Annotated in this window: 20 protein-coding genes; 11 read left to right on the top strand and 9 right to left on the bottom strand. The window is 71.6% G+C overall.

The genetic code is table 11. The features are described from left to right. Nucleotides 1–122: 122 nt before the first annotated feature. The 3 genes from ABD269_RS15370 to ABD269_RS15360 all read left to right on the top strand — a co-directional run bounded on the left by ABD269_RS15370 (nt 123) and on the right by ABD269_RS15360 (nt 3,659). Entirely contained in the window at nt 123–1,223 is a 1,101-nt protein-coding gene (locus ABD269_RS15370) for a LacI family DNA-binding transcriptional regulator (protein ID WP_116212893.1), read from the top strand. A gap of 272 nt (nt 1,224–1,495) precedes the next feature. Beyond that, nucleotides 1,496–2,599 (top strand): metallophosphoesterase, encoded by a 1,104-nt coding sequence (locus ABD269_RS15365; protein WP_301894413.1) that lies wholly within the window; start codon nt 1,496–1,498, stop codon nt 2,597–2,599. Between the two features lie 181 nt (nt 2,600–2,780). Beyond that, a complete protein-coding gene (locus ABD269_RS15360) occupies nt 2,781–3,659 on the top strand; it encodes a hypothetical protein (RefSeq protein WP_344118327.1) in 879 nt (292 codons plus the stop codon). A 102-nt stretch (nt 3,660–3,761) separates the two neighbouring features. Here the strand turns inward: ABD269_RS15360 and thiC are convergent, their stop codons facing one another. After that, complete coding sequence (thiC, locus tag ABD269_RS15355; RefSeq protein WP_344118326.1) at nt 3,762–5,522, bottom strand: phosphomethylpyrimidine synthase ThiC; 1,761 nt, start codon at nt 5,520–5,522, stop codon at nt 3,762–3,764. A 195-nt stretch (nt 5,523–5,717) separates the two neighbouring features. Between thiC and ABD269_RS15350 the strand changes: the two genes are divergently transcribed. The 3 genes from ABD269_RS15350 to ABD269_RS15340 all read left to right on the top strand — a co-directional run bounded on the left by ABD269_RS15350 (nt 5,718) and on the right by ABD269_RS15340 (nt 9,014). After that, nucleotides 5,718–7,076: a YibE/F family protein gene (locus ABD269_RS15350; RefSeq protein ID WP_425572898.1), complete on the top strand. Its 1,359-nt coding sequence runs from the start codon at nt 5,718–5,720 to the stop codon at nt 7,074–7,076. A 16-nt stretch (nt 7,077–7,092) separates the two neighbouring features. Continuing rightward, on the top strand, nt 7,093–7,293 hold the full coding sequence (locus tag ABD269_RS15345; protein ID WP_301894056.1) for a hypothetical protein: 201 nt from the start codon (nt 7,093–7,095) through the stop codon (nt 7,291–7,293). Nucleotides 7,294–7,439: 146 nt separating this feature from the next. Then, nucleotides 7,440–9,014 carry an SPFH domain-containing protein gene (locus tag ABD269_RS15340; protein ID WP_301894057.1) on the top strand — a complete coding sequence of 525 codons (1,575 nt, stop codon included), beginning with the start codon at nt 7,440–7,442 and terminating at the stop codon, nt 9,012–9,014. Here the strand turns inward: ABD269_RS15340 and ABD269_RS15335 are convergent. From ABD269_RS15335 to ABD269_RS15325, 3 genes are all read right to left on the bottom strand, one after another. Beyond that, entirely contained in the window at nt 9,011–9,457 is a 447-nt protein-coding gene (locus ABD269_RS15335; RefSeq protein ID WP_116212887.1) for an SsgA family sporulation/cell division regulator, read from the bottom strand. The genes ABD269_RS15340 and ABD269_RS15335 overlap by 4 nt on opposite strands. A gap of 308 nt (nt 9,458–9,765) precedes the next feature. Next, the gene (locus tag ABD269_RS15330) at nt 9,766–9,984 is read right to left on the bottom strand and encodes a DUF5326 family protein (protein WP_116212886.1); all 219 of its coding nucleotides are present in this window, start codon (nt 9,982–9,984) and stop codon (nt 9,766–9,768) included. A 188-nt stretch (nt 9,985–10,172) separates the two neighbouring features. Continuing rightward, a complete protein-coding gene (locus ABD269_RS15325) occupies nt 10,173–10,490 on the bottom strand; it encodes a cupin domain-containing protein (protein WP_301894059.1) in 318 nt (105 codons plus the stop codon). Nucleotides 10,491–10,584: 94 nt separating this feature from the next. Between ABD269_RS15325 and ABD269_RS15320 the strand changes: the two genes are divergently transcribed. From ABD269_RS15320 to ABD269_RS15305, 4 genes are all read left to right on the top strand, one after another. Further along, nucleotides 10,585–10,965, top strand: coding sequence for a phage holin family protein (locus tag ABD269_RS15320; protein ID WP_116212884.1), 381 nt, complete (start codon nt 10,585–10,587; stop codon nt 10,963–10,965). A 76-nt stretch (nt 10,966–11,041) separates the two neighbouring features. After that, the gene (locus ABD269_RS15315) at nt 11,042–12,181 is read left to right on the top strand and encodes a cystathionine gamma-lyase (RefSeq protein WP_344118324.1); all 1,140 of its coding nucleotides are present in this window, start codon (nt 11,042–11,044) and stop codon (nt 12,179–12,181) included. Between the two features lie 193 nt (nt 12,182–12,374). Then, a complete protein-coding gene (locus ABD269_RS15310) occupies nt 12,375–13,274 on the top strand; it encodes a LysR family transcriptional regulator (RefSeq protein ID WP_116212882.1) in 900 nt (299 codons plus the stop codon). Between the two features lie 54 nt (nt 13,275–13,328). Beyond that, nucleotides 13,329–13,838, top strand: coding sequence for an NUDIX domain-containing protein (locus ABD269_RS15305; protein ID WP_344118323.1), 510 nt, complete (start codon nt 13,329–13,331; stop codon nt 13,836–13,838). A 32-nt stretch (nt 13,839–13,870) separates the two neighbouring features. Here the strand turns inward: ABD269_RS15305 and ABD269_RS15300 are convergent, their stop codons facing one another. From ABD269_RS15300 to ABD269_RS15280, 5 genes are all read right to left on the bottom strand, one after another. Next, nucleotides 13,871–15,463 carry a globin domain-containing protein gene (locus ABD269_RS15300; protein ID WP_344118322.1) on the bottom strand — a complete coding sequence of 531 codons (1,593 nt, stop codon included), beginning with the start codon at nt 15,461–15,463 and terminating at the stop codon, nt 13,871–13,873. A 171-nt stretch (nt 15,464–15,634) separates the two neighbouring features. After that, the gene (locus ABD269_RS15295) at nt 15,635–16,258 is read right to left on the bottom strand and encodes an HAD family hydrolase (protein WP_344118321.1); all 624 of its coding nucleotides are present in this window, start codon (nt 16,256–16,258) and stop codon (nt 15,635–15,637) included. A 29-nt stretch (nt 16,259–16,287) separates the two neighbouring features. Beyond that, a complete protein-coding gene (locus tag ABD269_RS15290; protein ID WP_301894065.1) occupies nt 16,288–17,682 on the bottom strand; it encodes an FtsW/RodA/SpoVE family cell cycle protein in 1,395 nt (464 codons plus the stop codon). A 192-nt stretch (nt 17,683–17,874) separates the two neighbouring features. Next, the gene (locus tag ABD269_RS15285; RefSeq protein WP_344118320.1) at nt 17,875–18,309 is read right to left on the bottom strand and encodes a GlcG/HbpS family heme-binding protein; all 435 of its coding nucleotides are present in this window, start codon (nt 18,307–18,309) and stop codon (nt 17,875–17,877) included. 12 nt (nt 18,310–18,321) lie between these two features. Continuing rightward, nucleotides 18,322–19,554, bottom strand: a complete 1,233-nt coding sequence (locus ABD269_RS15280) for an MFS transporter (protein WP_344118319.1) — start codon at nt 19,552–19,554, stop codon at nt 18,322–18,324. Nucleotides 19,555–19,784: 230 nt separating this feature from the next. On the opposite strand from ABD269_RS15280, the gene ABD269_RS15275 reads away from it, so the two are divergent. After that, nucleotides 19,785–20,246 carry a MarR family winged helix-turn-helix transcriptional regulator gene (locus tag ABD269_RS15275; RefSeq protein WP_301894070.1) on the top strand — a complete coding sequence of 154 codons (462 nt, stop codon included), beginning with the start codon at nt 19,785–19,787 and terminating at the stop codon, nt 20,244–20,246. Nucleotides 20,247–20,290 lie beyond the last annotated feature (44 nt).

Below are 20,290 nucleotides of genomic sequence, written 5' to 3'. Positions count from 1 at the left end.
CCCCCACAACTCTCTGCATTTCCATGGTCATTGGATGTAATTGCGCTTGCAGAAACGTGCCTGTCAACAGCCAAATATGGCGCCCTGCCAACGGACGACCCGAGCCCTACTATCGGCTCGCCATGACAGCACCAGGGAAGCATCAGGTGAGCCGGCCCACCGGACGCCGGCTGGGACGGGCGGGCATCCGGGACGTGGCCGCCGCCGCCGGGGTCTCGATCACGACCGTCTCCGACGCGCTCAACGGCAAGGGCCGGCTACCGGACGCGACCCGCCGCCATGTCCGCGAGGTCGCCGACCGGCTGGGCTATCGCCCGTCCGCCGCGGCCCGCACCCTCCGCACGGGCAAGTCGGGGCTCATCGGCCTGACCGTGACCACATACGGGGATGAACCTTTCACCTTCACCGAGTTCGCGTACTTCGCCGAGATGGCCAGGGCCGCCACCTCGGCGGCGCTGGCCCGCGGCTACGCCCTGGTCATCCTGCCCGCCACCTCGCGCCACGACGTGTGGTCCAACGTCGCGCTCGACGGCACCGTCGTCGTCGACCCCTCCGACCACGACCCGGTCGTCTCCGACCTGGTCCGGCAGGGCATCCCGGTGGTCTCCGACGGCCGCCCCGCGGGCTCGCTCCCGGTCACCGCGTGGGTCGACAACGACCACGAGGCCGCCGTCCTCGGCATCCTCGACCACCTCGCGGCGGCCGGCGCCCGCCGGATCGGCCTGCTGACGGGCACCACCACCGACACGTACACCCGCCTCTCCACCCACGCCTACCTGCACTGGTGCGAGCGGGTGGGCCAGGACCCGGTCTACGAGAAGTACCCCGCCCACGACCCCTGCGCCGGTGCCGTGGCCGCCGACCGGCTGCTCGCCCGCCCCGACCGGCCGGACGCCGTCTACGGCCTGTTCGACCCCAACGGCACGGACCTGCTCGCCGCCGCCCGCCGCTACGGCCTGCGCGTCCCCGACGACCTCCTGCTCGTCTGCTGCAGCGAGTCCACGGTCTACGCGGCCACGGAGCCGCCCGTCACCACCCTGTCCCTCAAGCCCCGGCGCATCGGCACGGCGGTCGTCCAGCTCCTCATCGACGCCATCGAAGGGCTCGACAGCGGGCAGCCGGTCGAGCAGGTGATACCGACGGAGCTGATCGTCCGGACCTCCTCGCAGCGCCGCAGGCCGCGCACCACGGTCAGCCCGCCGCGCGGCCCCGCCCCGGGCTGACCCCGGGCCGGACGGGCCCGCGGAGGGCCTCGGGGTCAACGCGCCGTTTCCGGGCCGCCACACCTTCGCCGAAGCCGCGAGGAGGGCGCGAGGGGCGCGGAGACCCGTGGGCGAATGACTCAATTGGGGAGAAATGACCGGCGCGCGCACCCTCCCGCCCCGATTGACGGCCCCTGGTGCGTCACAAGGCGCGACGGTCATTCCTATGATGGGCGCACGACACCACGGACCGCCGTCGACCAGGCAAGGTCCACAAGGTGCACGGCGGCGCGATGGTGGAGGGGTCGATGACTCAGGGGGCCGGTCAGGGACCCGCGGCACGGACCACGGCGGCGATGCCGCCCTTCCCCGGGTATGCCGCGCCCCCTCCGCATGCCCCCGCGCCCCCGTACGACCGGGCGGCCCCGCCCGTGCAGCCGCCGCCGGCCGCCCCGGAGGGCTACACCCCCACCGAGCGCGACCTGCCCGTCATCGGCCAGGCCGTCCCCGACGACGTGCCGACCGTCGCGCTGACACCCATCACCGAGCACCACGCGGCCCCGCGGCCCGGCCTCGGGCCGCTCTTCGTCGTGGGCGACGTCCACGGCTATCTCGACCAGCTGCACGCCGCGCTGGAGGCCCAGGGGCTCATCGACGCGAACGGCAGCTGGTGCGCGGGCAACGCGCGCCTGTGGTTCCTCGGCGACTTCACCGACCGCGGCCCGGACGGCGTCGGCGTGATCGACCTCGTGATGCGGCTGTCCGCCGAGGCCGCGGCCGCCGGCGGCTACTGCAAGGCCCTCATGGGCAACCACGAGCTGTTGATCATCGGCGCCAAGCGGTTCGCCGACACGCCGGTCAACTCCGGTGCGGGCACCGCCTCCTTCCAGGCCGCGTGGCTGCTCAACGGCGGCCAGCGCACCGACATGGAGCGCCTGGAGGACCACCACCTCCAGTGGATGTCGCGGCTCGACGCGATGGCCGAGGAGGACGGGCACCTGCTCGTGCACTCCGACACCACCGCCTACCTCGAGTACGGCGACTCCATCGAGGCCGTCAACGACTCCGTCACCGAGGCGCTCCAGCGCAACGACCCCGACGAGTGCTGGGACCTGTTCCGCAAGTTCACCAAGCGGTTCGCCTTCCGCGACGAAGGCGGCCCGGTGGCCGTGCGCGAGCTGCTGGACACCTACGGCGGCCGCCGCCTCGTGCACGGCCACAGCCCGATTCCGTATCTGCTGGGCGAGGTCGGCGCGGAGGACGAGGACGGCGAGGACGGCGGCGCGCCCGCCGTCGACGGCCCTCATCTGTACGCGGACGGGCTCGCGCTCGCGATGGACGGAGGGGTCACGATGGCCGGAAAACTGCTGGTGGTGCAACTTCCTCTGGGTGGGTGAGGGTTCAGCGGGTAAGTGCCCGGGCAGGTAGGGAGTTCCACCGGCGCGGGGCAATTCACGAAACACACTGTCACCGCGCGCCGGTACCGCTCTACCATCGGCTTATCCGTAGCAGGCTCTCCTCCGTTTCCGCCCACTGCCCGGTGTAAGCCGGCAAGAAGGCCCTACGGAGCATCGGGGGATGCACATGAACAGCGCTCCGCACCTGCTGGCCGAGGACCGCCCGGAATTCGAGCGGGTTCTCGACCAGGCGTTGCGTACCGCGGACCATGACCCGGAACTGGCCGCCGCGATAGGACAGCGGCTCAACGCAGAACAGCTGCGCACCATGGCGCTCAACGCCATGTCCGCCATCTCGGCATGCGCGACGACCGAATACCAGACCTACGTAAAGGCGCGCGACGCCGTGCGCGCGCTCTCCACGAGCGTGCACCCCCAGACCGTGAGCGCCGGGGGCGCGCACGGTGACGAAAACGCCCCCGATGGATTCGCCGGCCCGGACGGCGAGATCGTGGAGTCCTCCGGCGCGGGCGCGGGCGCGGTCCTCGCCGTGCTGGCCCCCGTTCTCGCCGGGATAGCCGCGCTGATCTTCCTCTTCGTCGGCTATGTGCTGCGCACGGTCGGCACCGACCCGTCCGTCGCCGACTCGATGATCACCATCGGCTGGTGGTTCGCCGGGCTCACCGCCGCGGGCGCGCTCGTCGCCATGATCGGCATGGTGGTGACCGCCCTGCGCAACGGCGTCGGCGAGGGCAGCGACGCGCGGGGAATGGGCCTGAGCGAGGAGGCGGACCGGGCCGGGGAGGCCTGGCGGCAGGCGCTGCTCCACCGCGGCATACTGCCCTTCCTGCGCGAGGCGCTGGCCAACGCCCCGGTCAACACGCCTTCCTCGTACGTCCCGAGGCAGCAGGAGAGCCACAGCCGCACCCCGCATCTGGGGTACTCCCGCCCCGGCTTCTCCAGCCCCGACAGCGAGTCCTCGCCGCACGTCCGCCCGCGCTACACCAGCCCCGACTTCACCAGCCCCGACTACGGCGGCCCGGATCACCGGCCGGAGTGAGCCGCGGGCCGCCGTGCGCGCCTTCGCGCCCGGTTCCCCGGGCCGGCCCGCGGACGAGGCCCCGACACCGGCCGGGGCCTCTCGGACCGCGTTGCCGGGCCGCTAGTCCGCGATCGGCAGATAGACGCGGTTGCCCGCCGCCGCGAACTCCTTGGACTTCTCCGCCATCCCCGCCTCGGGGTCGACGGCGAGGTCCCCGCCGTGCTGGCGGCGGATGTCCTGCGAGATCTTCATGCTGCAGAACTTGGGCCCGCACATCGAGCAGAAGTGCGCCGTCTTCGCCGGCTCCGCGGGCAGCGTCTCGTCGTGGAAGGCCCGTGCCGTGTCCGGGTCGAGCGCCAGGTTGAACTGGTCCTCCCAGCGGAACTCGAAGCGCGCGTCGGACAGCGCGTCGTCCCACTCCTGCGCGCCCGGGTGCCCCTTGGCGAGGTCCGCCGCGTGGGCCGCGATCTTGTACGTGATCACACCGGTCTTGACGTCGTCGCGGTCCGGCAGGCCCAGGTGCTCCTTGGGCGTGACGTAGCAGAGCATCGCCGTGCCCCACCAGGCGATCATCGCCGCGCCGATGCCCGACGTGATGTGGTCGTACGCGGGCGCGACGTCGGTCGTCAGCGGGCCGAGCGTGTAGAACGGCGCCTCCTCGCAGATCTCCTGCTGGAGGTCGATGTTCTCCTTGATCTTGTGCATCGGGACATGGCCCGGGCCCTCGATCATCGTCTGGACGTTGTGGCGCTTGGCGATCGAGTTGAGCTCGCCCAGCGTCCTCAACTCGGCGAACTGCGCCTCGTCGTTGGCGTCCGCGATCGAGCCGGGGCGCAGCCCGTCACCGAGGGAGTACGTCACGTCGTACGAGGCGAGGATCTCGCAGAGCTCCTCGAAGTTCTCGTAGAGGAACGACTCCTTGTGGTGCGCCAGGCACCAGGCGGCCATGATCGAGCCGCCGCGCGAGACGATGCCGGTCTTGCGGCGGGCCGTCAGCGGGACGTAGCGCAGCAGCACGCCCGCGTGGACGGTCATGTAGTCCACGCCCTGCTCGGCCTGCTCGACGACCGTGTCCTTGTAGATCTCCCAGGTGAGTTCCTCGGCCCTGCCGTCGACCTTCTCCAGGGCCTGGTAGAGCGGCACGGTGCCGATCGGCACGGGGGAGTTGCGCAGCACCCACTCGCGGGTGGTGTGGATGTTGCGGCCGGTCGAGAGGTCCATGACCGTGTCGGCGCCCCAGCGGGTCGCCCAGGTCATCTTCTCGACCTCCTCCTCGATCGAGGAGGTGACGGCCGAGTTGCCGATGTTGGCGTTCACCTTCACCAGGAACTTCTTGCCGATGATCATCGGCTCGATCTCCGGGTGGTTCACATTGGCCGGGAGCACGGCCCGGCCCGCCGCGATCTCCTCGCGGACGGTCTCGGGGGAGACGTTCTCCCGGAGCGCGACGTACTCCATCTCCTCGGTGATCTCACCGCGGCGGGCGTACGCGAGCTGGGTCACCGCGGCGCCGGACCGGCCCCGGCGGGGCTGGCGCGGACGGCCGGGGAAGACCGCGTCGAGGTTCTTCAGCCCCCCGCGCGGAGAGGTGTGCTTGAGGCCGTCGTCCTCGGGGCGCATCGGTCGCCCCGCGTACTCCTCGGTGTCGCCGCGGCCGATGATCCAGTTCTCCCGCAGCGGCTGGAGGCCACGGCGGACGTCCGTCTCGGCGGCCGGGTCGGTGTACGGGCCGGAGGTGTCGTACAGCCGTACGTCCTGCCCGTTGGTGAGATGCACCCGCCGCACCGGAACCCTGAGGTCCGGCCGCGAGCCGGTCACGTAGTCCTTGTGCCAGCCGATCGGACCGGTTTCGGACGTGCGTGCATCATCCTGCGAGGTCATGAGACCAGAACTCCCTACGCCGGCATTACCCGGTAACAGGTTCGGCGGTCGACGCAGCGATGTCCGTACGTGCCAGCCGTACGGAGGTCAGCGCCCTCTCAGCCCGGTGCTCCGAGCTCCCGCGATTGCAAAGGTGCCACCACGCTAGCGCTTCCCCCGTACGGAGGACCAGAGGGGGTTGCGATGATGCGGGGCGTGACCCCCACGGAACAGCAGACCCGCCCCGACGTCCCGCACCCCGGCCACGGCGCCTCCATGGCCCACGGCCACTCGCACGGCCACTCCCACAGCCACGGGCCGCCCACGCCCGTCTCCGCGCACCTGCGCAAGGTGATCGCGGCCGTGCTCATCCCCTTCGCCGTCGCCGTGCTCGCCGGGCTGATCGTGATGTGGCCGGGCGGAGCGCCTCCCCACAAGCACTCCGGGCTCGGCCTCGACCAGCAGACGCGGTCGGGGCGGGTGGTGAAGATCGAGGAGATGGACTGCGCCAAGGCGGGCGCCCAGCCGCAGGCGCAGTCCGCGCAGCCGGGCGGCGCGGCGCCGGCGCAGGGGCCCTGCGAGAAGTCGGAGATCGAGGTGACCTCGGGCCCGGACAAGGGCCGCACCTTCACCGAGCTGGTGCAGCCGAACGCCTCGCGCCACTACTCGGTGGGCCAGGAGGTCGTCCTGGCGTACGCGCCGAAGGCGCCGAAGAATCTGCAGTACGCGGTCAGCGACGTGGACCGGACGCTGCCCATGGCGCTGCTCGCCGGGCTGTTCGCGCTGGCCGTCGTGGTGGTCGGGCGGCTGCGCGGGGTCTTCGCGCTGGTCGCCCTGGTGATCAGCTTCGGGGTGCTGACGCTGTTCATCCTCCCCGCGATCCTGCACGGCTCGGACCCGTTGCTGGTGGCCGTGATCGGCGGCAGCGCGATCATGCTGATCGCGCTCTACATGTGCCACGGCCTCAACGCCCGCACATCCGTGGCCGTCGTCGGCACGCTCACGTCCCTGATGCTCATCGGCCTGCTCGGCGCGCTGTTCACGCAGTGGGCCCACCTGACGGGCGACACCGACGACCAGACCGGTCTGGTGCACGGCCTCTACCCCGGGATCGAGATCCGCGGCCTGCTGCTCGCCGGGATCATCATCGGCTCCCTCGGCGTGCTCGACGACGTCACGGTGACGCAGACGTCGGCGGTGTGGGAGCTGAAGGAGGCGAACCCGGAGGCGAGTTGGCGCAAGCTCTACGGGGCGGGGATGCGCATCGGGCGGGACCACATCGCGTCGGTGGTCAATACGCTGGTGATGGCGTACGCGGGCGCGTCGCTGCCGCTGATGCTGCTGTTCTCGATCGCGGACAGCGGGATCGAGCGGGTCGCGACGAGCGAGATCGTCGCGGAGGAGATCGTGCGGACGCTGGTCGGCAGCATCGGGTTGGTGGCCTCGGTGCCGGTGACGACCGCGCTGGCGGCGCTCGTTGTCAGTGCCGACCGGCACAATACGAAGGCGAGGGCGAAGTCGGGCCCGAGGGTGCGAGGGGCGTCGCGAGGCGGGAAGCGCCGTCGGGCGAAGTGATCGCGGGGGGCGGCAAGTGGTCGGGGAACAAGGCAGGGTGACGGGGACGGTCGGCCCGGGTCTGGTCGGCGAGGTGATCGTGCGGGTCAGGGGCGGTGCCGAGGCCTTCCTGGCGTACGCGGTGGAGGCGGGCGAGCGCCTGGAGCGGGGGACGGTGGTGGTGGTCGTGGAGTATCAGCCGCCGCGCACGGTCTATGTGGCGGCCGCCTACGGCTGATCCGCATGGGGTGAGCGGGGGTTCACCGGACGCACGGTGTCAAGAAAGCGCCAAGAAGCGCGGGGCTCTTCACCACCGGCCTGCGCGGGAGCACACTTTCGATCACAGGGCTCCGTACCCAGGGGCCGCAAAAGGGGGGCTGAGCGATGCTCATCGGCATCGTGGCGGGGGTTGTCGTCGTCGGCGTCGGCATCATGATCGGGCTGTTCAAGCTGATGTGGCGGGTGGCGGAGCCCAATGAGGCGCTGGTCATCTCCGGTTCCAAGCACCGCACCGAGGGCCTGGAGGAGGGCATGGGCTTCCGGATCGTCACCGGTCGCGGGACGCTCGTGCTGCCCGGGGTGCAGGTGGTGCGGAAGCTGTCGCTCGATCTCAACGAGGCCGATCTGAACGTGGATTGCGTCACCAAGCAGGGCATCCCGCTCAAGGTGCACGGCGTGGTGATATTCAAGGTGGGCGACGACTTCGTGTCGATCGCGAACGCGGCCCGCCGCTTCCTGGACCAGCAGAAGCACATGGGCGACCGGGTGCACAACGTCTTCGCGGGTCACCTCCGCTCGATCGTCGGCGGGTTGACGGTCGAGGACATGATCCGCGACCGGGAGCGGCTGACCGGCGAGACCCGCTCCGCCTCGGGCTCCGAGATGGAGAAGCTGGGTCTGATCATCGACTCCCTGCAGATCCACGAGATCCAGGACCCCACGGGCTACATCAAGAACCTCTCCGCGCCGCACGCGGCCGCGGTCCAGCGGGACGCGCGGATCGCCCAGGCCGAGGCGGACCGGCTGGCCACGGAGGCGGAGCAGCAGGCCGCGGCCCGGATGTCGGAGGCGACCCGCGACAGCGAGATCCTCCAGGCCGGCTATCAGGCCGAGCGGGACAGCGCGGCGGCCAAGGCGCGGCAGGCGGGCCCGCTGGCGGACGCCGCGGCGCAGCAGGAGGTCGTGGTCCAGGAGACCCGGGTCGCCGAGCTCGCGGCGCAGCGCAAGGAGCAGCAGCTCCAGGCGGACGTCCGCAAGCCGGCGGACGCGGCGGCGTACGAGAAGCGGACGCTGGCCGAGGCGGAGCGCGACGCGCGGATCTCCGCGGCGCAGGCGAAGGCCCGGGAGACGGAGCTGGCGGCGGCCGCCGAGGCGACCCGGGTGAAGGCGGCGGCGGGCGCGGAGGCCGAGGCCACCAAGGCGCGCGGTACCGCGGCGGCCGAGGCGACGCGGGCGACCGGTGAGGCCGAGGCCGCGGCCGCGCAGGCCAAGGGTCTGGCGGCGGCCGAGGCGGCGCGTGCACAGGGCCTCGCCGAGGCCGAGTCGATCAAGGCCAGGGCGGCTGCCCTGGCGGAGAACCAGGAGGCGGTGGTCGCCCAGCAACTGGCCGAAAACTGGCCGGAGATCGTGCGCGCCGGGGCGGAGGCCTTCGGGAACGTCGATCATATGGTGCTGCTGAACGGGGCGGACGGCATGTCCGAGCTGTTCGCGAAGGCCCTGACGATGGGCGGCACGGGCCTGGGCCTGGCGCGGCAGCTGCTCGCCGGCATGGGCACGGCGGAGGGCCCGGGGGCGAACGGCCTCGGCGGCACCGGTGCCGGTGGCGCCGACGGCGCTACGGCCCGGGGCGGCAGCGGGAGCCCGGCGGGCCGGGGACCTGTGTCCGCGCCGCAGGGCGCGGCCCCGCGCTCGGAGCGGGTGACGGTCCAGAAGGACGATGGAGCCATTCCGGGCCGCTAACCAGCGTTCTGCCCCTCGGGGTTGCCGGCGAGGATGTTGTCGAGTGCGGCCGCGAGGTCGTACTCGAAGTCCGCGACCGTGCGCTCCTCGCCGAGGGGTGCGATGCGGTCGGTCCGGTCGAGGAAGGCCACCAGAGGCGCCGCCCCGGCTCGGAACAGGGCCCCTTCGCAGCCCACTTGCAGCCGGATGAAGACATCCGAGAGGTGTTCGGCGGAGGCGGGGGCGATGTGCACATCGCCCTCGCCGGACGGCTGGCTGAGTCCGTCGAGCAGCAGCTCGCGCGCGAACGCCCAGGTCACCGGGGCGTCCCCGGGCAGGTGAAAGGTGAATTTCACCGCATAAGGGTCACTGCTGTCGTAGACCAGCCCCACCGGAATCCGGAAGGACAACTCCTCGGAGACGAGGAAGGTCATGATCACTTCTGCCTGAACCGTTTCACGCATCGCCCAATGCCCCGATTCGTCGTTTTGGCCGGGATTGGCTCCCTTATGTCCAAAGACTCCGTCATTCGACGGCATCCATGGATCACGGGGAGTGATATTTCAGATACCGATAGAGATCGAGAGTGAGCTTACGAGCTCTATGACTCTGGAGCGTAGCGACTCGACTACGGGGCGGAGTCGTTCCGGGCGTTTCACGGCACAGAAATCGCCACAGCCGTCAACACCGACCGCGGGCGACAGTCGGAAGGCGGTGCCGAGGGCCGGTGCGGGTGACGTACTGCTGTCTCCCGCACATCGATTGGATCCGCCTACCAGTCGCCCTTGGACGACGAGGACGACGTGAACTTCCTGACGACGAAGATCAGACCGCCGACGAGCGCCACCAGCAGCAGCGCCTTGAAGAGCAGCGCGATCACGAAACCGAGCGCGGTCATGATCAGGCTGCCGAACACCATCAGGACGAGGACCGGCACGGCGATCCACTTAACCCACCACGGGAGTCCTGCGAAAATCCCCTTCTCACCCATGTCGTCCGTCCCTGCTTTCCGCTTCGGGGAGCTCTTCTTCGTGGAGCTCTTCGTGAGGCTCTTCGGCCGGCCGGAACGGAACCGCTCCGGCCTCGCTCTCGATGCTAGGACGGCCCGGTGGGTCCGCGGGGGCCCCGCAGCCCCCGTCCGTCCCTGAGCGACCCCCTACGGGATCCCGGGGTTCCGGGTCAGCTCTCAGGCGGAGAGAAGACCACCAGGACCCTCAGGTCCTCGCTGATGTGGTGGAAGCGGTGCGGCACTCCGGCCGGTACGTACACCACGCTCCCCCGCGCCACCTCGGTCGTCCCGTCGCCCACCGTGATCGCCGCGCGGCCGCTCATGACCATGTAGACCTCGTCCTGCGCGTGCGGCGTCTGGGGGTCGGTGTCCCCCGCGTCGAGCGCGTAGAGACCGACGGACATGTTCCGCTCGCGCAGGAACTGCAAATAGGCACCCTCGTTGGCGGCCCGCTCCGCCTCCAGCTCGTCCAGCCGGAACGCCTTCATCTCTCGCCCACCTCGTTACCGTCCCTCGCTGTCGCTTCGCTGTGCGTTGCCGCGCAGGACCTCGGCAGCCGATCCCGTCTGCAACGATCTCACCATGAAGAATTTCGTAGTCAAGACGATCGCCAACGCGGCGGCCCTGGCGGTCGCCATCTGGCTGCTCAAGGGCATCACGCTGTCCGGTGAGAACACCGTGCGCAAGGTGCTCACGCTGATTCTCGTCGCGCTCGTCTTCGGCGTGGTGAACTTCATCGTCAAGCCGGTCGTGAAGCTGCTGTCGTTCCCGCTCTTCATCCTGACCCTCGGCCTCATCACGCTGGTGATCAACGCGCTGATGCTGCTGCTGACATCGTGGCTCGCGGGCAGGCTCGGCCTGGCCTTCCACGTGGACGGCTTCTGGAGCGCACTGGTCGGCGGCGTGATCATCTCGGTCGTGGCATGGGCGATGCACGTGATCCTGCCGGACGAGAAGGACTGACCCACCGCACGGGACGAACGCACCGGATACACGGAACGGGCGCGGCAAGCGCGAGGCACCACCGGAGGGAGCACAGATGACAGGCGACGGGACCCGGGTCGTACGGGCAGGTCTGCCGGAGCCGCGGGCGAACGAGCCGGCGCTCCGCGGACCCGCCTTCGCCGCCCACTTCCACCTGCCGGGCGAGGTCTCCGGGCCGTACACCTACGGCCGCGAGGCCAACCCCACCTGGACCGCCCTGGAAGAGGCCATCGGCGCGCTGGAGGCCCCCGGGGCCGCCGCCGGGGCCGAGACCGTGGTCTTCCCCTCCGGCATGGCCGCGATCTCGGCCGTGCTCCTGTCACGGCTGCGCCCCGGCGACACCGCCGTGCTGCCCAGCGACGGCTATCAGCTGCTGCCCGCCCTGCGGGAGCGCCTGGAGGGCTTCGGCATCGTCGTGCGGACCGCGCCGACCGCGGGCGACGCCCAACTGGCCGCGCTGGAGGGCGCGCGGCTGCTGTGGATCGAGACCCCGTCCAACCCCGGTCTCGACGTGTGCGACATCCGCCGCCTCGCAACGGCCGCGCACCGCGAGGGCGCGCTCGTCGCCGTCGACAACACCCTCGCCACCCCGCTCGCCCAGCGCCCCCTGGAGCTGGGCGCCGACTTCTCCGTGGCGAGCGGCACCAAGGCCCTCACCGGCCACGGCGACGTCCTCCTGGGCTATGTCGCCACGCTCGACCCGGAGCTCGCGGCGGGCGTACGGGCGTGGCGCAAGGTCACCGGAGCGATCCCCGGCCCCATGGAGGCCTGGCTGGCGCACCGCTCCCTCGCCACCCTCCAGTTGCGGGTGGACCGGCAGGCGGCGACCGCTCTCGCCCTGGCCGAGGCCCTGCGCGACCGCCCCGAGGTCACCGGCCTGCGCCACCCCGGCCTGCCCACGGACCCCGCGCACGAGCTCGCCGCGCGCCAGATGCACGGCGGGCGCTTCGGCTGCGTCGTCTCCTTCACCCTCCCGGACCGCGCCCACGCGGAACGTTTCCTCACCGCCCTGCGCCTTGTCGACGAAGCCACGAGCTTCGGCGGCGTCCGCTCGACGGCCGAGCGCCGCGGACGCTGGGGCGGCGACGCGGTGCAGGAAGGTTTCATCCGCTTCTCCGTGGGGGTGGAGGACACGGAAGACCTCGTGGGCGACGTGCTGTCCGCCTTGAACGAAGCCGGGGAGAAGGCGCGTTGACCGCGCGCAAGAAGACGGCTCAAGCCTCCCCCCTCTTGGCTTGAGCCGCCGCGGCGGACCGGAGAACACACGACCAGCCGCGCGACCAAGGCTAGTTGACTCTGCGTCAGTGTCCAATCACTCCGACGACACAGCCCTATCGACTTATTTATAGTTCCCGTACGAGCGAGTGCCTCGGCCCAGGGGAGCCAGCATGGACCTGACCCTGCTACGCACATTCGTCACGGTGCACCGGGCCGGTTCCTTCACCCGGGCCGCCGCCCTCCTCGGGCTCTCCCAGCCGGCCGTCACCAGCCAGATAAGGGCACTGGAGAAACAGCTGGGCCGCCCCCTCTTCCTCCGGCAGGCGCGCGGCGTCACCCCCACCGGCATCGGCGACGAACTCGCCCACAAGGTCGCGCCCCACGTCGACGCCCTCCTGGAGATCGCCGAGGCCGGCGGGCTGGACGACCCGTCCGCCAGCAGCACGCTGCACCTCGCGGGACCGCCCGAGTTCCTGGCCCTGCGCGCCCTGCCCGCGCTCACCCCGCTCATCACCCAGGGGCTCGCGGTCCGCGCCGCGCACGGGACGGCCGAGGAGCTCTTCGAGGGGCTCGCCGCGGGCCACCACGAGCTCGCCATCACCACCTCGCGCCCCCGCGGGCGCCTGCTGACCGCCACCCCGCTCTGCGACGAGGAACACGTCCTCGTCGCCGCCCCGCGCTGGGCGGCCCGCCTCGGCGGCGCGGCCGTCCTGCGCGACAAGGGCGCCCCGGCCCTGGAGCACCTGCCCGTCGTCGAGGTCCACGAGAGCCTGCCGCTCGTCACCCGCTACTGGACGGCCGTCTTCGACGCCGAGCCCGTCACCAACGGCAGCGTCATCGCCCCCGACCTGCGCGCCGTCCTCACCTGCGTGGCCGCCGGGGCCGGGCTCGGCGTGCTGCCCCGCTACCTCTGCTCCGACGCCCTCGACACCGGGGAGATCGTGGCACTCCTCGACCCGCCCGTCCCCCCGCTGCGCACCTATTTCCTGGTCGTACGCACCGGCAGCCTCGCCCACCCGCACCTCGCCCGCGCACACGAGTGGCTGCTGCGCGCTGCCGTCTCCTGGTGAGAAAGGCCCGCACGGAAGAGTTTCACCAGGGCATTCACGCGGCAGATGTCCCCTATGACCGAACGTCCAGTGGTCAAGCGCACCGCACGTGCCATCCTGCTCGACAGCACCGCACCGGGGTCCGCCGACGGCTCCGATCCCGAAATGATCCTCATCAAGCGCACCAAGCCCGGCGAGGAGCCGTACTGGATCACGCCGGGCGGCGGCATGGAGCCCGAGGACTCCACCGTCGTCGCCGCCCTCCACCGCGAGGTCGACGAGGAGCTCGGCGCCAAGGTCGTCGACGTCGTCCCCGCCTTCGTCGACACCGTCACCCACTCCACCCATCACGCCGCCCACGGCGTCAAGGTGCAGCACTTCTTCGTCTGCCGGCTCGCCTCCATGGACCTCGCGCTGCGCCACGGCCCCGAGGTGGACGAGCCGTGCGGGACGTACGAGGTCGTGCGCATCCCCTTCACCCGCGCCGGCATCGCCTCCGTCGTGCTGGTGCCGCCGTCCCTGCGCGCGTATCTCGACGCGAACATCGAGGGCGTGCGGGCGCTCCTGGCTGACGACCTCGGCTGAGGCCGCCGACCACCAACCGGCCGACAGGAGCGTCAGTCCGTGGGCGTGCCCCTCGGCTCGTCGATCGCGTCGTGCCGTATGCGGTCCAACGGCACACCGATGCGCTTCAGGGTGTCCACACCGCTGCGGATCATCCCCGGGGGCCCGGAGAGATACGCGTCATAGGCGTTCCACGGGCCGTACTGCCGGACGATGTGCGGCAGTTGCCCGACCAGACCGCGGGTCGGTCCCTCGGCGACGACGGGGCGGACGGACAGCCAGGGGTGCGAGCGCTGCAACCGCAGCATGGTGTCGATGTCGTAGAGGCCGTCGTCGTGCCGGGCGCCGTAGAAGACCTCGACGGGACGGCGCCTGCCGTGCTCGGCGACGTCCTCGACCAGCGCCTTGATGGGCGCGATGCCGGTGCCGCCACCCAGGCACAACAGGCCGTTGTCAGTGGTGTGGTCCACAATCATGGAACCGGTGGGGGGACCGAGTCGCAGGACGTCGCCCGGGCGGGCGCGATGGACGAGCGCACCGGAAACCCACCCGGCCGGAACGGCCTTGACGTGGAAGGAGAGCAGCCCGTCCTGGCGGGGCGCGGCGGAGAAGGAGTAGTGCCGCCATATGCGCGGCCACCAGGGGGTTTCCAGGCTGGTGTACTGCCCGGCGAGGAAGGGATAGGGCTGATCGGGCCGTACGGTCACGACGGCGACGTCCGGCGTGCGCAGCTCATGGCCGATGATCTCGGCCTGCCACCAGGCGGGGGAGCGCGCCTCGTCCTCGGCGGCCGCGTCGATCATGATCTGTGAGATCGCGGTGTAGACCCGCACCCAGGCGGCCTCGGCCGCCTCGCTCCAGGAGTCCCCCGCAAAGCGGGTGAGGGAGGCGATCAGACACTCGCCGACAGCGGGGTAATGCGTGGGCAGCGTCCCGTACTTGCGGTGTCCGCGCCCGAGCCGGGAGAGGTAGGCGGTGAGCGTGGGGGCGTCGTCCGCGTGTCGCGCGGCGGTCAGCAGCGCCTTGAACAGCCGGTCGCGCTGGAGGTCCATCGCGGCGGGGAAGAGGGCCCGCAGATCGGGGTGGCGCACGAACAGCAATGCGTAGAAGTACGAGGTGACCTTGTCGGCGACGGGCTCGATCCCGGTCAGGGTCCGCCGGATCAACAGGGCGTCGGCGGAGGGTGGTTGCCCGGCCGCGGCGGCGGGCTCGGCGGGCGGTGCCGGCCGGGTGGGGCGATCCGGGGGAAGCTCGGCAGGGCGCTGGTGCTCGCCCTGCGGGCTTGCCCGGTACGGGAGCCGGGGTAATTCGGTGCCGACTTGGCGGGAGGGATGGTCGTCCGGGCGGTGCGGGTGGCCCGCCGGGCGTTCCTCCGGGCTCGCGTAGTGGCGGCGCACGGGGTCGGCCGGGGGGCGGTCCGCGGGCGCCCGGGCCGGGGCCACGGCCCGCACGGGCACCCACTTCGCGGCGCGCACGGCGGGCCGCTCGGGTGGCGGGCCGTCCGGTCTCTCCGGGGGGCCGGCGCCGCGGTCGCCCGGAGGGCTGCCGCCCGCCCGCCTCCCGGGGACGGGCCGGGTGAACCAGCCCCGGTCACCCCCGTTGGCGTCGCCGCCGTCTCCCGCCGTGGTGGTCGGAGCGTCCCTCATCGTCTCGCCTCGAACATGTCTCGGTCGGTCCTCCCCCTTCCGACCGAGCCGGAAGGTGCCGTCCGCGCAGCATGCCACCTTCTTGTGGAGCTCCGGGGAAATAGCGGGAACTCCCGGTGGGGATCGGGCGGTTGAGGCTAGGCTGACCCGCTTCCGGCCGCCACCCGGGGCTCAGCGCACCAGTTCGTAGGCCGCCCTGAGGTCCGTGCCCGTGTACGCGTGCGCGGCCACGTCGCGTACGTGGTGGTCCGCGTTCACCGCGACCGACACCGGCACGGCCGCGAACAGCTCCGCGTCCGACATCGAGTCGCCGTACGCCACGCAGTCCGCCCGGCCCAGCCCGTACTCCGCGCAGAGCTCGTCCGCGATCCGCACCTTCGCGTGCGCGTCGAGGATCGCCGCCGGGTCGACGGGGTCGCGGAAGGGGACCGCCGGCCAGCGGGAGCCGTGGGCGGTGTCCGCGCCCCAGTCCAGCAGGCGCTCCACGAAGAAGCCCGGCGACAGCGAGATCACCGCGCAGCGCTCGCCACGGGCCCGGATGTCCGCCCACACCTCCCGGATGCCCTCCATCCAGGGCGCGCCGTCGAAGGCGGCGGCGATGTGCTCCTCGGTGAGCCCGCTCCACAGCTCGCACGCCAGGGCGGCGAAGCGCGGAGGGGTCAGCTCCCGGGCGGCGAAGGCCCGCTCCAGCTCGCCGGTCTCGCGTTCCAGGCCGAGCTGCCGGGATATCTCGACAGCCGCCGCGGACCCGCGTATCAGGGTCCCGTCCATATCGAACAGATGCAGTCTGGTCACGGTGTCCGAGGGTAGGCGGCCCGGCCGCCTCAGCGCCTGATCAGCTGGGTCGCCTGCTCGTCGACGTCGGCGGCGGGCTCGGGCGGCGGCCTGCGCGCCGAGTCGCTGATCTTCAGGAGCACGGCGATGAGCACCCAGTTCGCCACCTGCGAGGAACCGCCCGCGGCGAGGAACGGCAGGGCCTTGCCGGTCAGCGGCAGCAGCCCGGTGACGCCTCCCGCGACCACGAAGACCTGGAGGGCCAGCGCACCGGCGAGTCCGGTCGCCAGGAGCTTGCCGAAGGGGTCCCGCGCGTCCAGCGCCGTCCGCAGACCACGCTCGATCAGCAGCGCGTACAGCAGGAACACGGCCATCATGCCCGCGAGCCCCAGCTCCTCGCCGACGGTGGTGAGGATGAAGTCGCTGCGCCCGGCGAAGCCGATGAGATCGGAGTGGCCGCGTCCGAGTCCGGTGCCGAGGACGCCCCCGCTGCCGAAGCTGAACAGCGCCTCCGCCGCCTGCGGGGAGGTGAGGCCGGCCGGCGGGTGCGGGAGGTAGTAGTCCATGGGGTGCAGCCAGGCGACGATGCGCCCGTGCACGTGCGGCTCCATGGAGCCCACGACGAACGCTCCGACGGCGAACATGCCCATGCCCGACACCACCCAGCTGGGCCGCTCGGTCGCGGCGTAGAGCATGATGACGAACAGCCCGAAGAAGATCAGCGACGTGCCGAGGTCCCGCTCGAAGATCAGCACGAGCAGGCTCAGCACCCACACCGCGGCGATCGGCCCGAACTGGCGCCCGCGGGGCAGATAGAAGCCCAGCACCCGCCTGCTGGCCAGCGCGAGCGCGTCCTTGTGCATGGTGAGGTACCCGGCGAAGAACACCGCGATGGCGATCCTGACGAACTCGCCGGGCTGGAAGGACAGCGCCCCCAGCCGGATCCACCGCTTCGCGCCGTAGGAGTCGCCGGGGAAGAACGCCGGCGCCATCAGCAGCACCAGGGCGGCGAAGACGGTGACGTACGCGTACCGCTGGAGGTGGCGGTGATCCTTCAGGAACACCAGCACGGCCAGCAGGACGGCCAGTCCGATGGCGCTCCACATCACCTGGTTCGACGCGGCCGGCGGCGAGTGGTAGCGAATGGCGTACGAGATGTCGAGCCGGTGGATCAGCACCAGTCCCAGGCCGCTCAGCGCGAAGGCGAGCGGCAGGATCAGCGGATCGGCGTGCGGGGCGAAGCGGCGCACCGCGAAGTGCGCCAGCGCGGCGGCGGCCACCAGGCCGACGGCGTAGCCGAGCAGCTCACCGGGCAGCTCACCGGCCGTGGCCAGGCCCACCGAGGCATAGCCGAACAACGTCAGCAGCACCGCCGCACCCAGCAGCAGCAACTCCGCGTTCCGGCTGCGCGCCGTGCGGGCCGAGGCCCTTGCCCCAGCGCTCATCGCGTCCCCCTCGGCTCGGACGGTCCCCGCCTCTTTCGACGGGCGACCGCACTTCTCCTACTTCAAGGAGGGGAACGGTACGGGAAAAGGTTGCGTGATTACGCAACCTTTGAAGAGGGCTATGTCACGCACCCCCGCCGTGTCCTTGATCGAGCGCGGGCCGGGGCCCCGGCAGGAGCCCCGGCGCTCCGGTCAGCCGCCCAGGACCGTCGCGATCGCGGCGGTCGCGATGCCGTGGTCCTGGTCGGGCGCACCGCCGCCCACACCGATCGCCCCGATCAGCCGCCCGGCACGGTGCAGGGGCACCCCGCCGGCGATGAAGAGCAGCGGCCGGTCGAGCGCGGTCGGCAGCGTGTGGAAGAGCCCGCCCGGCTGCACCGCCTCGACCAGGTCGGCGGTCGGCGCGTCCAGCTGCACCGCGGTGAACGCCTTGCGGGTGCTCGTCTCCCCCGCGATCAGCACCGCCCGGTCGTCGCGGCGGAAGGCCAGCAGGTGGCCGCCCGCGTCGAGGACGGTGACGGCGATCCGTACGCCCTGCTCGTCGGCGGCACGGCGGGCGGCGGCCATCAGGGCCTCCGCTTCGTCCGTGGTGAGCGGGAGGACGGGGGTGGAAGTGGTGTCGGTCATGACGTGGTGCTCCTAGTGGGATGCGTACGGTGCTTCGGTGGTGAGGGAGGACGGTGCGGCGGACCGCGCCGCGATCCGGCTGCCGCCCCCGCCCGTGCGCCGCTCCAGGGCCGCGGAGAGCACGGCCAGGGCGAGCGCGGAGGCGGCCATCGCGGCGCCGACCCAGGTGGGGGCGGCGTAGTCGAAGCCCGCCGCGATGACGAGCCCGCCGAGCCAGGCGGCGATGGCGTTGCCCAGGTTGAAGGCGCCGATGTTGACGGCGGAGGCGAGGGTCGGCGCGTCGGCGGTCTGGTCGAGTACGCGCTTCTGCAGCGGGGGTACGGACGCGAAGCCGAAGGCCCCGATCAGGGGGATGGCGACGGCGGCGGCGACCTTGCTGTGCGCGGCGAACGGCATCAGCGCGAGCACGATCGCGAGCGCGCTCAGGGAGACGTACAGCAGGGGCATCAGCGCCCGGTCCGCGTACCGCCCGCCGACGAGGTTGCCGACGACCATGCCGAGGCCGAAGAGGACGAGCAGCCAGGTCACGGAGGACGGCGCGTAGCCCGTGACGTCGGTCATCATCGGCGCGAGGTAGGTGTTCATGGTGAAGACGCCGCCGAAGCCGAGCACGGTCATCCCCATGGCGAGCAGGACCTGGGGGTTGCGGAAGGCGGCGAGTTCGCCGCCGACGCGCGACCGCTCGGCGCGCGGCTCCCCGGGCAGCCGGGGCACGAGCGCGGCGATGCCGAGCACCGCGAGCACGCCGAGCCCGGCGATGAGGAAGAAGGTGAGGCGCCAGCCCGCGTTCTGGCCGACCACGGTGCCCAGCGGCACACCGACCACATTGGCCACGGTCAGGCCGGTGAACATCATCGCGATCGCGCCCGCCTTCTTCTGCGGGGCGACGAGCCCGGCGGCGACGATCGCGCCGATGCCGAAGAACGCGCCGTGCGCGAGCGACGCGACGATGCGCCCGGCGAGCATCAGGGCGAAGACGGGGGAGGCGGCGGAGAGCGCGTTGCCCGCGATGAACAGCCCCATCAGGGCCATCAGCATCCGCTTGCGCGGCACGCGGCTGCCGATGATCGCGAGGATCGGGGCGCCCACGACGACGCCGAGCGCATAGCCGGTGGTCAGGTATCCGGCGGTGGGGATGGACACGCCGAACTCGTCCGCGATCTCGGGGAGCAGCCCGGAGGTCACGAATTCGGTGGTGCCGATCCCGAAGGCGCCGATGGCGAGCGCCAGCAGGGCGAGAGGCATGACGGGTCCTTCAGCGAGGGGGTGGGAGCGGCCGCGCAGACTGATTGCAGGCGAGCCTTACGAGCGTGAACAATAATTGCAGACGCGGGTTACTTGCAAGCGCGGGCTATTGCGCCGGAGGGCTATCCTGTCCGTACGGGCCCTGGGGCGTACGGCATGTACGTCCTGTACGTGCTCCCAGTACGTGGCGCCCGTCACGAAGACTCCGCATGCGAAGGAGGGCCCGCCCCATGTCCCGCACCCCGGATCCCGCTCTGCTCGGACTGGCACAGGGCTGGTGCGCGCTCTCCGCGCTCCACGGCCGGATCGAGGCCCACATCGAGCGCGCCCTGCAGTCCCGGCACGACCTGAGCGTGCGCGAGTTCGGCGTACTCGACGTGCTCAGCCGCCAGCACAACGGCGAGGGCGGCCACCTGCGCATGAACGAGGTCGCCGACTCCGTCGTCCTCAGCCAGAGCGCGACGACCCGCCTGGTCAACCGCCTGGAGGACCGCGGCCTGCTGACGCGCTACCTCTGTCTCACGGATCGCCGGGGCATCTACACGGACGTGACGGAGGCCGGGCTGGCGCTGCTCGCGGAGGCGCGGCCGACGAACGACACGGCACTGCGGGAGGCACTGGACGAGGCGTCCAAGCGCGCGGAACTGGCGCCGCTGGTGGCGGCTGTGGAGTCAGTGGCTCCGGTGGGGTGACGGGGCTTCCCCCCGCCCCGACCAAGGGGAGACCCTCGGAGCGG

This window comes from Streptomyces blastmyceticus (genome assembly GCF_039521185.1).
Taxonomy (GTDB): Bacteria; Actinomycetota; Actinomycetes; order Streptomycetales; family Streptomycetaceae; genus Streptomyces; species Streptomyces blastmyceticus.
Note: the sequence above shows the minus strand (reverse complement) of the source record. Positions and strands in the feature narration are given on the sequence as shown.

Bases quoted from the DNA above. Each gene is read 5' to 3' on its own strand.
- ABD269_RS15325 (WP_301894059.1), bottom strand. From the start codon at position 10,490: ATGAAGGCGTTCCGGCTGGACGAGCTGGAGGCGGAGCGGGCCGCCAAC.
- ABD269_RS15305 (WP_344118323.1), top strand. From the start codon at position 13,329: ATGACCGAACGTCCAGTGGTCAAGCGCACCGCACGTGCCATCCTGCTC.
- ABD269_RS15365 (WP_301894413.1), top strand. From the start codon at position 1,496: ATGGTGGAGGGGTCGATGACTCAGGGGGCCGGTCAGGGACCCGCGGCA.
- ABD269_RS15370 (WP_116212893.1), top strand. From the start codon at position 123: ATGACAGCACCAGGGAAGCATCAGGTGAGCCGGCCCACCGGACGCCGG.
- ABD269_RS15320 (WP_116212884.1), top strand. From the start codon at position 10,585: ATGAAGAATTTCGTAGTCAAGACGATCGCCAACGCGGCGGCCCTGGCG.
- ABD269_RS15335 (WP_116212887.1), bottom strand. From the start codon at position 9,457: ATGCGTGAAACGGTTCAGGCAGAAGTGATCATGACCTTCCTCGTCTCC.
- ABD269_RS15315 (WP_344118324.1), top strand. From the start codon at position 11,042: ATGACAGGCGACGGGACCCGGGTCGTACGGGCAGGTCTGCCGGAGCCG.
- ABD269_RS15340 (WP_301894057.1), top strand. From the start codon at position 7,440: ATGCTCATCGGCATCGTGGCGGGGGTTGTCGTCGTCGGCGTCGGCATC.
- ABD269_RS15330 (WP_116212886.1), bottom strand. From the start codon at position 9,984: ATGGGTGAGAAGGGGATTTTCGCAGGACTCCCGTGGTGGGTTAAGTGG.
- ABD269_RS15300 (WP_344118322.1), bottom strand. From the start codon at position 15,463: ATGAGGGACGCTCCGACCACCACGGCGGGAGACGGCGGCGACGCCAAC.
- ABD269_RS15360 (WP_344118327.1), top strand. From the start codon at position 2,781: ATGCACATGAACAGCGCTCCGCACCTGCTGGCCGAGGACCGCCCGGAA.
- ABD269_RS15290 (WP_301894065.1), bottom strand. From the start codon at position 17,682: ATGAGCGCTGGGGCAAGGGCCTCGGCCCGCACGGCGCGCAGCCGGAAC.
- ABD269_RS15310 (WP_116212882.1), top strand. From the start codon at position 12,375: ATGGACCTGACCCTGCTACGCACATTCGTCACGGTGCACCGGGCCGGT.
- ABD269_RS15285 (WP_344118320.1), bottom strand. From the start codon at position 18,309: ATGACCGACACCACTTCCACCCCCGTCCTCCCGCTCACCACGGACGAA.
- thiC (WP_344118326.1), bottom strand. From the start codon at position 5,522: ATGACCTCGCAGGATGATGCACGCACGTCCGAAACCGGTCCGATCGGC.
- ABD269_RS15275 (WP_301894070.1), top strand. From the start codon at position 19,785: ATGTCCCGCACCCCGGATCCCGCTCTGCTCGGACTGGCACAGGGCTGG.
- ABD269_RS15280 (WP_344118319.1), bottom strand. From the start codon at position 19,554: ATGCCTCTCGCCCTGCTGGCGCTCGCCATCGGCGCCTTCGGGATCGGC.